8 protein-coding genes and 1 pseudogene are annotated in these 15,059 nt (G+C 35.8%); 6 read left to right on the top strand and 3 right to left on the bottom strand.

Features of this window, described 5'->3' with window-relative positions; genetic code table 11:
* Nucleotides 1-14: 14 nt before the first annotated feature.
* The 6 genes from A9996_RS10990 to A9996_RS10965 all read left to right on the top strand — a co-directional run bounded on the left by A9996_RS10990 (nucleotide 15) and on the right by A9996_RS10965 (nucleotide 11,391).
* Nucleotides 15-3,107, top strand: coding sequence for a SusC/RagA family TonB-linked outer membrane protein (locus tag A9996_RS10990; protein ID WP_083993921.1), 3,093 nt, complete (start codon nucleotides 15-17; stop codon nucleotides 3,105-3,107).
* Nucleotides 3,108-3,125: 18 nt separating this feature from the next.
* Nucleotides 3,126-4,565 (top strand): SusD/RagB family nutrient-binding outer membrane lipoprotein, encoded by a 1,440-nt coding sequence (locus A9996_RS10985; protein ID WP_211272651.1) that lies wholly within the window; start codon nucleotides 3,126-3,128, stop codon nucleotides 4,563-4,565.
* A gap of 556 nt (nucleotides 4,566-5,121) precedes the next feature.
* Complete coding sequence (locus A9996_RS10980) at nucleotides 5,122-5,385, top strand: hypothetical protein (protein ID WP_066434648.1); 264 nt, start codon at nucleotides 5,122-5,124, stop codon at nucleotides 5,383-5,385.
* A 445-nt stretch (nucleotides 5,386-5,830) separates the two neighbouring features.
* The gene (locus A9996_RS10975; RefSeq protein WP_146608990.1) at nucleotides 5,831-7,387 is read left to right on the top strand and encodes a tetratricopeptide repeat protein; all 1,557 of its coding nucleotides are present in this window, start codon (nucleotides 5,831-5,833) and stop codon (nucleotides 7,385-7,387) included.
* A 157-nt stretch (nucleotides 7,388-7,544) separates the two neighbouring features.
* Complete coding sequence (locus tag A9996_RS10970; RefSeq protein WP_066434636.1) at nucleotides 7,545-10,382, top strand: TonB-dependent receptor; 2,838 nt, start codon at nucleotides 7,545-7,547, stop codon at nucleotides 10,380-10,382.
* A gap of 4 nt (nucleotides 10,383-10,386) precedes the next feature.
* A complete protein-coding gene (locus A9996_RS10965) occupies nucleotides 10,387-11,391 on the top strand; it encodes a phytase (RefSeq protein WP_066434711.1) in 1,005 nt (334 codons plus the stop codon).
* Nucleotides 11,392-11,697: 306 nt separating this feature from the next.
* Here A9996_RS10965 and A9996_RS21060 read toward each other — a convergent pair.
* The 3 genes and pseudogenes from A9996_RS21060 to A9996_RS10945 form a co-directional block, all read right to left on the bottom strand.
* Nucleotides 11,698-12,079, bottom strand: a pseudogene (locus tag A9996_RS21060) (transposase); the annotation flags it as partial.
* Nucleotides 12,080-13,758: 1,679 nt separating this feature from the next.
* Nucleotides 13,759-14,199, bottom strand: coding sequence for a MarC family protein (locus A9996_RS10950; RefSeq protein ID WP_083993919.1), 441 nt, complete (start codon nucleotides 14,197-14,199; stop codon nucleotides 13,759-13,761).
* A gap of 36 nt (nucleotides 14,200-14,235) precedes the next feature.
* On the bottom strand, nucleotides 14,236-15,033 hold the full coding sequence (locus tag A9996_RS10945; RefSeq protein ID WP_066434632.1) for a haloacid dehalogenase type II: 798 nt from the start codon (nucleotides 15,031-15,033) through the stop codon (nucleotides 14,236-14,238).
* Nucleotides 15,034-15,059 lie beyond the last annotated feature (26 nt).

Genomic DNA, 15,059 nt, shown 5'->3' with positions numbered 1-15,059 from the left:
TAAAAAAATTCAAAATGAAGAAGATTCTACCCTTATTAATTGTTCTGCTCTCCTTTGCAGGCTTTGCTCAGCAACAAGTTAGCGGAACTGTTAAAGATCCAAACGGCGTTCCTTTAGGCGGCGTAACAGTCATGGTACCTGATACCTCCAGAGGTACGGTCACCGATTTTGACGGTAAGTTCTCTATTGAGGTTACATCAGGAGAAGTACTTCAATTCTCTTACATCGGCTTCACAAAACAGAACGTGACTATTACCAATCAAACAAATCTGGAAATACTACTAAGCGAGAATGCTGAATCACTTAATACAGTAGTTGTAACAGCTCTGGGCATTAAAAAAGAGGTGAAAGCATTAGGTTATGCCGTTCAGGAAGTGGAAGGTACTACTCTGGAAAAAGCTAAAGAACCTAACTTTATCAATCAGCTTTCTGGTCGTGTGGCAGGTTTGAATATTAAGAACTCTACAGACCTGTTTCAGAATCCTACGATACAACTGCGCGGTGCAACACCACTTTTAGTCATAGATGGTATTCCTGATCGCACGCTTGATATCTGGAAGGTTAACTCTGATGATATTGAAACTATAAGCGTTCTTAAAGGTGCGACCGCTTCAGCATTATACGGTTCTGTAGGCCGTAATGGTGCTATTATGATCACTACCAAAAGAGGCAAAGAAGGGAAACTAAGTGTAAGTGTTAACAATTCGACTTTATTTCAAACAGATTTTATTAGAGTTCCAGATGTACAAACCACTTATGGTAATGGAAACCGTGGCGTTTATGCCTACAAAAACGGTAGCGGTTCTGGCACTGAAGGTGGCGGCTGGATCTGGGGACCACGTCTGGACCAGGCAGATCCTACAACGGCAAGCGGTTTTTTTGAGACTACACAATACAACAGCCCCATAGATCCTGCATCAGGTGAATTGCTCTCCATTCCTTATATCTCAAGAGGGAAAGACAATATTAAAAACTTCTTTGAGACGGGACTTGTTCAGTCTAACAACGTAAGCGTAAGCTGGGGAAATGATAAAGCAGATGTGCGCATGTCTATTTCTAATAACTATCAAAAAGGGATTGTACCCAATACCGATCTAAAAAATACCTCTTTTAATATAGCCGGTACTATAAGACCCTCAGATAATTTAACCATTAACGGAACACTTACCTATAATAAACAGTTTACCAGCAACTTCCCCGAAGTAGGTTACGGACCAACGAATTATCTGTACAACCTTATTTTATGGACAGGTACAGATGTTGATGTTCGGGATTTAAAAAATTATTGGAGACCTGGTCAGGAAGGTATTCAGCAGCAACATTTTAATATATCCTATTACAACAATCCTTATTTTCAAGCCTACGAGTATTTAAGAGGCTATAATAAAACCAATGTGTATGGTAATGCGTCCTTCAATTATGATATCACAGAAGGTTTAAGTCTTAAGGGAAGAACCGGTATTAATGAATATAGCTTATACCGCGATTACAAAGAGCCGAAAAGTTATATTGGCTATGGAAGTAAATCCCGCGGAAACTTTTCTATTGCTCAAACAGAATATTTTGACATCACCTCAGATATGGGATTGCACTACGAGAAAAAGCTTTCTGATAATTTTGGCCTGACAGCGGAAGTTGCTTATGTAAATTACTACCGAAATTCTAAGAATACCTCCCAGTCTACTGATGGTTTGAACGTTCCGGGGTTTTACAATTTAGCTAATAATGCAGGTGCAACTTTATTCGGTTCTAACCGTGAAGAAAAAGAAACCATCAATAGTTTTTATGGCTTTGTTGATCTTGAGTTCTACAACGCATTTTATCTGTCACTTACCGGTCGTAACGATAAGGTTTCTACACTTCCTGACGGAAACAATTCATTCTTCTACCCTTCTGCTTCTGCTTCCATAGTTTTAAGCAGTCTTTTTGATTTACCGGATTGGGTAAGCTTTGCAAAATTAAGAGGTTCATGGTCCCGTGTTTCCGAAGGGAAAATAGGTGATGATCCTTACAATTATATTTTAGCCTATGAAAAAGGAACTACCTGGAATGGGACACCGTCAACCTATTTTGGAAGCAATTTACTATCCCCTAATCTGAAGCCAGAAACATCAGATACCTGGGAAGTAGGCGCCAACTTTAGAATTTTCCAAAACCGACTAGGGGTTGACCTTGCCTATTATCAAGCTCGTGATTATAACAACCTTATTTACAGTCCTATCTCTGATGCTTCGGGTTACAACAGTATTCTTTTAAATGGAAATCAATTTAAACGAAAAGGTATCGAAATTACATTAGATGCCACACCAATTAAAACTGAAAATTTTAAGTGGACTGCCCAGGTAAACCTAAGCCATTACCGCAGATATCAAGAAGAAATTTATGGAGACCGAGAGCACACCGAAGGCTACATTCGTGTAGGCGATCGTACAGATAAAATCTATTATAGCGTCTATCAAACCAATGCAGACGGACAAGTAATTTTTGAAAACGGCTTACCAGTATCAGACCCCTATGACCGTTTTTTAGGATATGATGAACCAGATCTTACCTATGGTATTTCAAACACGTTAAACTTTAAAAATCTCTCTCTTTCTTTCTTGTTAGATGGCCGCCTTGGAGGTTTAATGTATTCTACTACAAATCAGAAAATGTGGTGGGGTGGTACTTCGAAAGGGACGGTTAATCAGTTTAGAGAAGATGCTGTAAATGGTGAAAACACCTATGTAGGCGAAGGTGTGGTTGTTACTGGTGGCTCTGTAAGTTATGATGTAAACGGTACCATCACCGAAGATACCCGCACCTATGCGCCCAACGACGTTGCTGTTAATTACATCAGCTTTATGCAGACCACGAGTAATTACCAGAATAAAAATTACCATTTCTACAAAGAAAGCTTTATCAAATTGAGGGAAGTCACTTTAACCTACCAGTTTAAGGATTCATTTTTAAAACGCACTCCATTTAACGCTCTTGATGTATCTCTGGTAGGTCGTAATCTTTGGCTGGCTTCAAAAATATCGAATGTTGATCCAGACTCAGGGGTAGATAACCTTCAGGCACCTGCCACCCGAAATATTGGTTTTAACATCAATGCAAAATTCTAATTTCTAAAAATAAAGAAGATGAAAAAGTACATACTCATTCTTTCCCTCCTGATTTTAGCAAGTTGCTCTCAGGTAGGAGATTTACAGGACGATCCCAACCGCGCGACACAAGTAAGTCCAGATCTATTGCTAACTAACATTGAAACTTCGGCTTTTAATAACGTCAGCCTAAATGCTGCACTAGCAAGCCGACAATTAACCTATACAGACGGTACAGACTCTTATCAATATTATAATTGGCAACGGGCTGGCTTTGACAACTATGATATCCTGAAACAGGTGCAAAAAATGATTCAAGAATCTAAACGCACAGAGACCGAAGTGTATCAAATTTTAGCAAAATTTTTCAACGCATATTTCACCGTAGAACTCACCCGTGTTTTTGGTGATGTTCCCTTTACGGAAGCTGTACAGGCAGAAGACGGTTTATATATGCCCGTTTATGACAGTCAGGAATCTATTTATAAATCGGTATTAGATTCTTTAAAAACAGCATCTTTAGAACTGGCTCAAAATGACGAAGCCATTCGAGGTGATATAATTTATAACGGTGATAAAACAAAGTGGCGTAAGCTCATCAACAGCTATAGTTTGAGAGTATTGATGAGTCTTTCCAAAAAAACCAACAATTCAAATCTAGAAGTTGTTACCCGATTTAACGAGATCGTAAATAACCCTACACAGTATCCTATTTTTGAATCCAACACTGATAATGCTGCTTTAGTCTATGTAGATATCCAAGATAATAGATATCCATTATTCAATAGCAACTCCTTACAAACGGCTTACTATATGGAACAGTCATTTGTTGAACGTCTACAAAATCTGGAAGACCCGAGACTATTTGCCTTTGCTGATAAAAAACCAAATGCCTCGGCAGCAGCTGTGACAGATTTTACAGCCTATGGAGGTTTATATGGCAGTGCTCCCTTAAGTGATAATGGTGCCAAGGCGGTAAGCGGTGAAGCATCCCGAATAAAGCCGCGCTATTATAATGACCCTATCAATGAACCTTCTCTTTTAATGGGATATCCTGAGTTACAATTTACCCTTGCAGAAGCTGCCGCACGAGGATGGATTACCACAGCTACTGATTCATATTATAAAACGGGAATAGCTGCTTCTATGAATTTTTATGGAATCACTGATACGGCTGATTATCTAGCAAATCCAAAAGTTCAATTACAGAATCCTGCAGATATTGCCACTATTCTAGCCCAAAAGCACATTGCCTTATTTCTAAATACCGGCTGGCAGATTTTTTACGATCAGCGCAGAACCGGCTTCCCAGAATTTAATGTAGATGGTGGTGGTATTCTCAACAATGGGCTTATCCCAAAACGCTTTATGTATCCTCAAAATGAAACCGTGAACAATCCTGAGAATCTGAATGACGCTATTACCCGTCAATTTCCAGAAGGAGACAACATCAACGGAGTGATGTGGCTGATAAACTAAAAATTTAAGTGATTGATTAATTGTAAAGGTTGTGCTCATTTGAGTACAGCCTTTCTTTTTGAAATTCATTTATATAAACCCTTCAAAACCTATTAAAAACTCAACAACAGTGTAGCTTGATTTCGTTTTAATTATTTACTAATTGATCACAAGCAGCAGCGTATAACACCACTAAATTTCTCAAATCTGGTTTGAATATATACTACGTCTTGATTGTATTAAACGTCATAATAAAAAAGCTAATAACAAACTGTGTAAACTAAATCTTTTGAAAATGTATCAAAGGTAAAGCTATAGTTAAGAATTTTAGTAAATCGTTTTAATACTTATTGGCATCTTCCTATATGTGATAGGGATATAACTGGTTAATTACATAGCACCAAATTAAGCTAGGTATAGTATGTTTTCTACAATCTCGGTAAGCGTTACACACTCCTTGAAGGGGCACTAAGAACTTTGAGTATCATGACAGATAAAAACGAACATCCCGATTTTAAACTTTATCGGCGAGGAACTGACTTCTTGCCTTGCCGGAACCAATGGCTGGGCATCCACAATGACTTATATTATATTGAAGCGGAACGACGACTCTAGAAAGGCAGATATGTTTTTGGATGATCAATGGACAAATGTGGAAGCAGATTTGACCCCATGGAATTCAGGGAAACAAGACCCGAAAAGTAAATCAATGCATGCCCATCTGCTTCACCTATCCCGTCTCAAAGCAGATAGGAATGCTGGTTTGTTAATCAATTATATGTTCCCTGAGTTACCACAGACCCAACCCCTGCTTGAACAAACAGTTTACGTTGTACGTTAACCCGAATTGAGACAATTGCATAACATTGGAAAGGCTTAATTTAATTGGAATTTGTGATTACATCACTTCAAAAAATCAAGAAAGAGGTTGAGAAAATTTGAGTTGCGAAACTCAAATAACCAAATTAGAACCCTCTATGCCTTTATTACTGAACAATTAATGATATTATTGGAAATTCTCCCATCAAGCCTTAAAGCTAACATAATATTTCGGTAACCCTAGGCTGAATCTAAATCAGTTAATTTGTAAAAATTTTAAATTTAAACCTAAGACTATAAGATTAGAAACCTATTTTGAGTTAGTCCTCTACATTAAAATCGGTTACTGCTAAGTCAGAAACGGGTTTTTTTATTTAATAACATTAAAATCATACAAACAGAAAGTTTAGATAACATATGTTACGTTTATTTACAGGTTAATAAGCAATGTATTTATTTTGACCTTTTTGAAACGGCTTCTTTTAATTATAGGAATCTCGACGACCTTTTGTTTAAATGCGCAAACAGGTTCCAACGAGCTCGATTTAAAGTTACCCACCTTAAAGGACCAATTGGAATTAGCCAAAAACAATTCGGATTCCTCACAAACAGCTCAAGTATATTTGAGGATAGGCAATTTTTTCAATCGTTTGGAACTGTATAGCGAGGCCATTAAAAATTATCAAAATTATCTTGATATCCATAGGAAGAAAGACTCAAGTCTGGTTAATGTTAAAAACATAATCGCAACCATACACCTTGAGTTAAAGAACTATGAGGAGGCAAAAATAATTTCTTTAAGCACCTTAAGAATTTCCGAACATCTTAATTACCAGAAAGGAAAAGCTATATCTATTGCTTTATTAGGAAGCGTGGCCGAAAAGCAGGGTAATTACAAAAAAGCACTTGAACATCAAAATATTAGCCTTTCAATTTTTCAATCGTTAAATGACAGTACTGGACTTGCCAGTACATATGAAAATATTGGAAGCATATACGAAGATCTTGATCAATTTGATTTTGCCTACCAATATTTCAAGAAGGCGCAAACTTTTGCAAAAAACAGTGACACCAATTTGCAAATAAATATTCTCAATAACCTAGGCGATGTCAATCGTAAAACAGGTAATTATTATAAAGCGGTGAATTACACTGAAAAAGCTTTTCAATTGGCAGAACAAACAGGCAACACATCACAAGTGGGGAGTGCTTTAAAAGATTTCGCAAGAACCCATGCTGCTTTAGGTGATTTTGCCAAAGCGTATGAATTTCTTAACAGACAGAGTCTTGTAAATGAAGTGGAGTTGAAACGCAACAATTCTGAAATCGTAAGTGCCCTACAAGTGCTGTATGAGGTCAAAGAAAAGGAAGCTGAAGTTCAGCTTCTCAACAAACAGAATCAAATTAATAAAGTTAGACAGTATATAATTCTGATTGTTTCTGGTGCAATTATTCTGTCGTTGGCATTAGGACTGTTATACTGGAAAAAGAGAAGATGGCATGAAAAACAAATATTAGAGTATCAACAACAACTTTTACAGGCAGATCTCGATAAGAAAATGGCAGAAGAAGTAGCTCTGAAACGTGAAATAGATATTAAGGTGTCTTCACTTACTAGTTACAGCCTTAATATTGCACATAAAAACAAAATGCTTTTTGATGTTTCTCGAACTCTTTCGAACCTAAAAGACAGAAATAGCGAGCTGGTCAAAACTAAATTACAGGAATTGGTGGAGGAGATAGAATCAGATTTGAGCAACAATAACGAATGGATTGAACTTATGGGTTATTTTGGTCAAATCCACCCAACTTTTTTCGAAAATATAAAAAATGTTGCTTCAGAAAAATTGTCATCTTCTGAAATGCGATTGTGTATGTTGCTTCGATTGAATTTATCTTCAAAGGAAATTGCAGAAATTCTTCATATTACTTCAGACAGTGTTAGAATTGCACGTTATAGAGTTCGTAAAAAATTACCTATAAATTCTAAAGAAGATTTGCAAGCCTATTTGCTACACTTATAGCATATGTTTTGTTGACCTTAATTTCAAGTTAAGTAAATGTTAATGTTGCTATGTTATATAGTAGGTTTTTAAATGTGAGTTACGATTTGTTAATATATTCTAAAGCTTTTAAAAGATGTTTCGATTTAGTTTTGCCTCATAACAAAATCGACCGAAAATGAAACATTATTTTACTTTTCTATTCCTTACTTTTTTATCCTTTTCCGGCTCTTCACAGTCAGGAAACATTCAAGGAATCATTACAGATGAAAATGGCATTACTGTTCCTGGAGCTACAATTACAATCGAAAAACTCAATAAAGGAGTCGTTTCTGATTTCGATGGTAAATTTACAATGGTAGGTGTTCCTGAAGGAACCCATACGCTTTCAATAAAATATTTAGGTTATGCAAACTTTGAAGAAGAAGTTACTGTAACAGCCGCAAAAACGACCAATGTAAACATCACTTTAACCTCAGAAAGCACCGAGTTAAATGAGGTACAAGTTGTAGGATATGCTTTAAGTGGACAGGCGAGAGCTTTGAATACTCAAAAAAACAAGCCTAACATCACCAATATTGTGTCAACTGACCAGATAGGTAAATTTCCTGATGCAAATATTGGAGATGCCGTAAAACGAATTCCTGGCATTACCATGCAAGTTGACCAAGGAGAAGCGCGGAATATTATCATTCGTGGTTTGTCCCCTCAATTAAATTCTGTGACGTTGAACGGCAGTCGTATACCATCAGCTGAAGGAGATAATAGAAATGTACAAATGGATTTAATTCCGGCCGACATGATACAAACCATCGAAGTCAACAAGGCGGTGACACCGGATATGGAAGCAGATGCTCTTGGTGGTTCGGTTAATTTAATCACCAGAACATCGCCCCAAGGATTTCGATTATCGGCGACTGCTGGTTCTGGAATTAATTTCATAACCGATAAAAGAATTATTAATGGTTCCTTCCTTTTAGGTGACCGTTCTGCTAACCAAAAATTTGGATGGATGGTTGCCGCTTCCATAAATGACAATGATTTTGGGAGTGATAATATTGAAGCGGAATGGGACGATGAATTTGAATACAATGCGGGAGACGAAGATAATTTAGAAGGGGTAGATGTCAATCCGTATGCAAACGTTTTTGAAATAAGAGAATACCTGGTGCAACGTGTGAGACGTAGTTTTTCAGCCAATTTAGATTATAAGTGGAATTCAAATAATAATCTTTATTTCAAATCTATCTATAACTGGAGAGATGATAGAGAGAATAGGTTTCGTTTGGAACATGAAATTTTAGATGGTGAAGATATCGGAATCGACGATTTCACAGTAGACGCAAATGGTAACTTAACATCGTTTCCCGTAGAGGCAAAAAGGCAAACTAAAGGCGGTATTGCTGGGGGACGTAAGAAAAATACGCGGTTGGAAGACCAACGCATGCAAAATTACAGTATCGGAGGTGAACATTTAGCCAATTCTTTACAAATTGACTGGATGGCATCATTTTCCAAAGCGTCCGAAGAACGTTTAAATGAACGCTATTTGGAATATGAGAGTGAATATGGAATTTCTTTCAATAATGATGAAGACAAGCCTTTCTTTTCTCCTCTCGATACTAACGATGCGCTTTATAATGATTTTGAATTTGACGAGTTGACAGAAGAAAATCAGTACACGGAAGAAACCGACTATAATGCGTTTGTTAATTTTCAATTACCATTGAATATTTTTGATAAAGAAAATGGATTTTTAAAATTTGGAGCAAGAGCACGTTTTAAAAATAAAAATAGGGACAATGATTTTACGGAATACAGTCCTATTGGAGCCGAATTTGAATTTTTGGGAGGAATTCCGACTCGTGATTATTCCGACTCCGATTTTAATGCAGGAAGCAATTATCTAATTGGTAGTTTTGCCAATCCAGTATTTTTGGGCGGTTTGGATTTAAACAATTCCGACCTGTTTGAAGGAGAGAATTTACCAGATGAATATTTGACCGCTAATTTTGATGTTGATGAGAATGTGTACGCAGCTTATGCCATGACCAATCAAAAATTATCTCCAAAATTAAGTGTTCTAGCTGGTTTAAGAGTTGAGCACACCAACATCAAAAGTACTGGAAATGAAATCATTTTTAACGAAGAAGGTGATTTCGATGGAACCAATCAAATTAAAACTGAAAACGCCTATACTAATATTTTACCAGGCGTTCATTTCAAATATGATTGGACCAAAAACACAGTAGTCCGATTTGCATGGACCAATACCCTTGCAAGACCAAATTATGTAGACCTTGTTCCTTTTAGGGAAATTAATAATGAAGACGAAGAAATTATTCTAGGAAATTCTGATTTGGACCCAACAACATCTATGAATTTTGATTTAATGGGCGAACATTATTTTAAATCTGTTGGTATCGTTTCTGCTGGCGTATTTTACAAGGATATTAAGGATTTTACCTATATTTTTCAATTTGAGAATGAAGGCGGATTTGAAGTATTTCAGCCATTTAACGGAGATGATGCATCTATTTTAGGTTTTGAATTTGCTTTGCAACGACAATTGGATTTCTTACCAGGTTTTGCTAAAAATTTCAGTATTTACCTCAACTACACCCACTTGTCATCGGATGCCAATGGTATCAGAAACGAAGATGGAGATGAGCGTAATGATTTAGACCTACCCAATACAGCACCAAATATGTTCAATGCATCTTTGGGTTATGCAACAAAGAAAATGAGTTTCAGACTATCAAGTAATTATTCCGATGCTTATGTTGATGAAATTGGTGGTCGTGCATTCGAGGACAGATACTACGATGAGCAATTCTTTTTGGATTTTAATGCGAATGTTGCCATTACAAACAACTTAAGGTTTTATTTGGATATCAATAATATCACAAATCAACCATTACGTTATTATCAAGGTGTTAGCAGCAGAACAATGCAACTGGAATATTATCAAACACGGCTTACGTTTGGTTTGAAATATGATTTGTTTAAAAAATAAGGAAATGAAATATTTGATTTATTGTTTTTTTGCATTGATAATAGTATCATGTAAAGAAAAATTACCAGAAATTAAACCAACAGTGGTGACCGAAAAAATGCCTCATGATAGTGATGATCCCGCTATTTGGGTAAACAAACAAAATCCAGAATTAAGCATCATTTTCGGTACCGATAAAGATGAGGTCAATGGAGGTGTGTATGCATTCAATTTGGACGGAAAAATAATTCATGAAAAAAGTCTTACTAATATTAGCTATCCAAACAACGTAGACATTGAGTATGATTTTGCAGTAACTGATTCTACGAAAACAGATATTATGGTCTTTACAGAACGAGAAAAAAATCAAATAAGAGTATATTCTGTTCCAGATATGGTTCCGCTAGGAGAGTTTAAGGTTTTTGAAGATGAAACCGATATCGCTTTGAAGCGACCAATGGGAGTTTCATTATACAAGAATCCCGAAAGCGGAGATATTTCAATCATATTGAGTAGAAAATTTGGGCCAACAAAAGGTTACTTGTATCAGTATGACCTCTTTTCAGATTCATTAGGTATCAAAATCAATCTTTTGAGAAAATTCGGAACGTTTAGCGGTCAAAAGGAAATTGAAGCTATTGCTGTAGATGATGCTTTAGGATACGTTTATTATGCTGATGAAGGTGTTGGTATCAGAAAATATTATGCCAATCCGAAGAAAGGCGATGAGGAACTAGCACTATTCGGAGCTGAAGATTTTGGTCGGGATATTGAAGGTATTGCAATTGCAGCTTATGAAGGGGATAAGGGGTATATTATTGTGTCAGACCAGCAGGACCATACATTTAATTTTTACAAACGTAGCGATAATACATTCGTTAAAAAACTAAACTTAGGCACGCTGGAAACAGACGGTTGTGATGTTACAACCAAAGCTTTAGGAAGCAAATTTCCCAATGGACTATTTGTGTCTATGAATGATGAACAGAATTTTATGTTCCATTCACTGGATTCTCTAAAACTAAAATAACAGCTAGTTTATAAGTGTTTTTTATTTAACCCTTTCTGTAAAAAGAGAGGGTTTTTTTGTGTGCGTAAAATCGAGGCCGCAAGAACTATTAAAATTTAATGTAAAGGGAGGTCTCGATTTCGCAATAATCAATACCATCTTCTTAAACAATCTCCATCTTATTCAACAGAAAACTAGCGGTCATATTCTTGCAAATTCCAGTTTTAAGGTATAATCAAAGTGTAGTTCAATGTTAATGACTTCGGCATCGAAATAGTAATTTTTTACTTCAATTATTTTTTTTTAAACTGAGTTCGACATAAGGATTTAACAGAAAAGGGTCAATTGGGCTATATTTTTTATTTCAAACTTAATACTTGGTTATTTTCTTGAAAGGAATAAGCAATAAGACTGGCGACAAAATTTGTAATAAAATTACCAAAACTCCTATGTCTGGATTGTTTAGCTTGGGCAATGTTCATTGATTGATCGTTAATGGTTTCTATGACTGAAAGTTTTCTGAGCAATATCTTATCTCTCATGGTTATCATTACATTTTTCATGTTGTTCCTGATACCAGTTACAAGGTGCAGTGTTTGGTCGCACAATAGGGCCGCAAGTTCCTTTGAGACAGCCTTTGTCGCCATATAGACTACCAAATATTTTCTTTAAAAAAATTGTCTTTTTTTAAGGGTGTCCTGTCGTCAATGCAGGGCCAAAAACAAGGCAAAAATAATCGATAGCACACAAATTTCAATAATTTTATCTTTAGAAATTGTAAGCATAATCTTAATATACTAAATATTGCTATTTCTATTTTAAAAAATCTTTTTTCTTACGTCGAACTCAGATTATAAGATAAATACCTTTTTGATTTAGTCCAAAATATTTAAAGTCCCTTTTCTGTTTAAAAAAGAACTACAATACAAATCCAAAGTTAAATTCTGATGCTTAAAAAATACTTCAATTTTCAGTCTATTGGCATCTTCCTATATGTGATAGGGATATAACTGGTTAATTACATAGCACCAAATTAAGCTAGGTATAGTATGTTTTCTACAATCTCGGTAAGCGTTACACACTCGTTGAAGGGGCACTAAGAACTTTGAGTATCATGACAGATAAAAACAAACATCCCGATTTTAAACTTTATCGGCGAGGAACTGACTTCTTGCCTTGCCGGAACCAATGGCTGGGCATCCACAATGACTTATATTATATTGAAGCGGTAATGATAACTCTAGAAAGGCAGATATATTTTTGGATGGTCTGTTTCTAAATATAGATGCAGATTTGGCCCCATGGAATTCAGGGAAACAAGACCCGAAAAGTAAATCAATGCATGCCCATCTGCTTCACCTATCCCGTCTCAAAGCAGATAGGAATGCTGGTTTGTTAATCAATTATATGTTCCCTGAGTTACCACAGACCCAACCCCTGCTTGAACAAACAGTTTACGTTGTACGTTAACCCGAATTGAGACAATTGCATATCATTGGAAAGGCTCAATTTAATTGGAATTTGTGATTACAGCACTTCAAAAAATCAAGAAAGAGGTTGAGAAAATTTGAGTTGCGAAACTCAAATAACCAAATTAGAACCCTCTATGCCTTTATTACTGAACAATTAATGATATTATTGGAAATTCTCCCATCAAACCTTAAAGCTAACATAATATTTCGGTAACCCTAGGCTGAATCTAAATCAGTTAATTTGTAAAAATTTTAAATTTAAACCTAAGACTATAAGATTAGAAACCTATTTTGAGTTAGTCCTCTACATTAAAACCCGTTACTGCTACCTCAGAAACGGGTTTTTTTATTTAATACTACAGTATTAATGCATAGTTAAGTAATGATGACTTGCAACTTAAGAATGTTGATAGTAAATTTTAGAGTTCAATTTGCTGATAGAATTTGGCCAAAATAAAAATGACCAGAAATGAAATTTAAAAGTTAAATTTAGGTTGGAGTGAAAAGTGGCCACGGATCAATAAGATATTGTGTAGAAAATTACAATTCGAATGAAATAATCCAATTATGTTTTTCGAAACCTAAAATATTTAATGGAGTTCGTAAGATCGAGATAAAGGAGTTAACTGACAAGCAAACAGAGGTCAAGCACGTAGTTGTTACGAATACAAAAAGCAAAGGAGTACTATATTGGTCTTTTGCTATACGTGCCTTACACAATGTATTAATTGAAGACAGCTCTGACCTGCTTGAAAACAATTTTTTAGAGAAACAAATATCGAGCAAATGGAGTAATTAAGTAAGATTTTAAGGAAAACAAGTGACTAAAAAATGAGGAAACTAACAATTAGATATTCATAGGAAGAAAAAAAACGTGCAGGATAATATGATATAAAACCTGTGACTTATCTCAACATCAAGCAATATTCAATATACTTACCAAAGAAGAAGAAATAAACTCAACGCCTATTGCGATAACAATGAATCCAATGATTCTTGATAATGCATTTATACCTGATGCACCAAGCGCTTTGACAATATAAAATGAACTTTTTAATATGAAATATATTAAAATTGTAGATACTATAATTGCGCCAAGAATAATTAAGATATTGTTGATCCCTTTAAATTCTTGATTATAAGCTATTAACAAGGATATTGATCCTGGACCAGCAATCATAGGTATAGCCAAAGGCGTTAATGAGATTTCTGAACGGCTATTTATATCCTTTTGCACCTTGTCTTTTTTCATTCCTTTATGCTTGCTAAATTCTCCTGTTAATAAAGCAAAACCTGATGAGGCAATTATTAATCCGCCAGCAATTTTTAAAGCGTTTAATGAAATACCAAAAAACATCAAGATAAACTTTGAAGGTTTAGAAGAATAATTTCTTTATCTATATGTCACAAGTAAATCCGCTACTTTTTTTAAGTCAGACTCTACAATTTCGGTTTTTGGTGCCAATGGAAATAATTGTTGTCCTGGTCTACTAATAAATGCGGCACGCCAACCTGCCCAAAGTGCGCCTGCTACATCCCATCCATGTGCTGCAACAAGCATTGCTTCGTTTGGCTTGACTCCCATTTTCCGTGCTGCCCAATCATAGACATCTCTAGAAGGTTTGAATTTACCAATGTCCTCTACACTTAATCGTTCGTCAAAATAGTCCGTTAAGCCAGCACTTTCGAACTGTTTTTTAACTCCCTCATTGGATGAGTTTGTAAAAGAAACTAATTTGTACCCATCTGCTTTGAGCTGTGCCAAGGCGGCTTTGACTTCTGGATGTGCAGGTAAGCCTCGTAACGCATTTACAATGGTTTTACGGGCTTTCTCTTCTGTGATGTTAATGTTGTTATTTGCTGCTACCATTTGCAGAGCTGCTGCACCTATGTTTCCGAAATGTTCGTATTGTCCACTCGTGGTCATCACTAAAGAATACTGAAGCATGGTGGTGAACCATAATGCTAATAAATCGTCTCTGCCTTGTAAAGTTTCAGCCACTTGCTTTTTCATTTGGGTAAGGTCTAGCAGTGTTTCGTTTACGTCAAAAAACAACACTTTCGGTCGAATATTCGTAAAATTCATCGCTTCTTTTTCTTCCGAGTTGCCTAACATCATGTTTGGCAAAAGTATTCCTGTTGTTCCCATAATTCCCACGTTTTTTATAAAGTTTCTTCTGTTGTATTCCATTCGTTTGATTTCTTGTTTCAGGATAC

Origin of the sequence: Gelidibacter algens (assembly GCF_001678675.1) — a bacterium.
GTDB lineage: Bacteria > Bacteroidota > Bacteroidia > Flavobacteriales > Flavobacteriaceae > Gelidibacter > Gelidibacter algens.
This window is presented reverse-complemented; position numbering and strand designations above follow the sequence as displayed.

Coding starts and splice junctions, on each gene's coding strand:
- A9996_RS10990 (WP_083993921.1), top strand. CDS start 15: ATGAAGAAGATTCTACCCTTATTAATTGTTCTGCTCTCCTTTGCAGGC.
- A9996_RS10985 (WP_211272651.1), top strand. CDS start 3,126: ATGAAAAAGTACATACTCATTCTTTCCCTCCTGATTTTAGCAAGTTGC.
- A9996_RS10980 (WP_066434648.1), top strand. CDS start 5,122: ATGACTTATATTATATTGAAGCGGAACGACGACTCTAGAAAGGCAGAT.
- A9996_RS10970 (WP_066434636.1), top strand. CDS start 7,545: ATGAAACATTATTTTACTTTTCTATTCCTTACTTTTTTATCCTTTTCC.
- A9996_RS10965 (WP_066434711.1), top strand. CDS start 10,387: ATGAAATATTTGATTTATTGTTTTTTTGCATTGATAATAGTATCATGT.
- A9996_RS10950 (WP_083993919.1), bottom strand. CDS start 14,199: ATGTTTTTTGGTATTTCATTAAACGCTTTAAAAATTGCTGGCGGATTA.
- A9996_RS10945 (WP_066434632.1), bottom strand. CDS start 15,033: ATGGAATACAACAGAAGAAACTTTATAAAAAACGTGGGAATTATGGGA.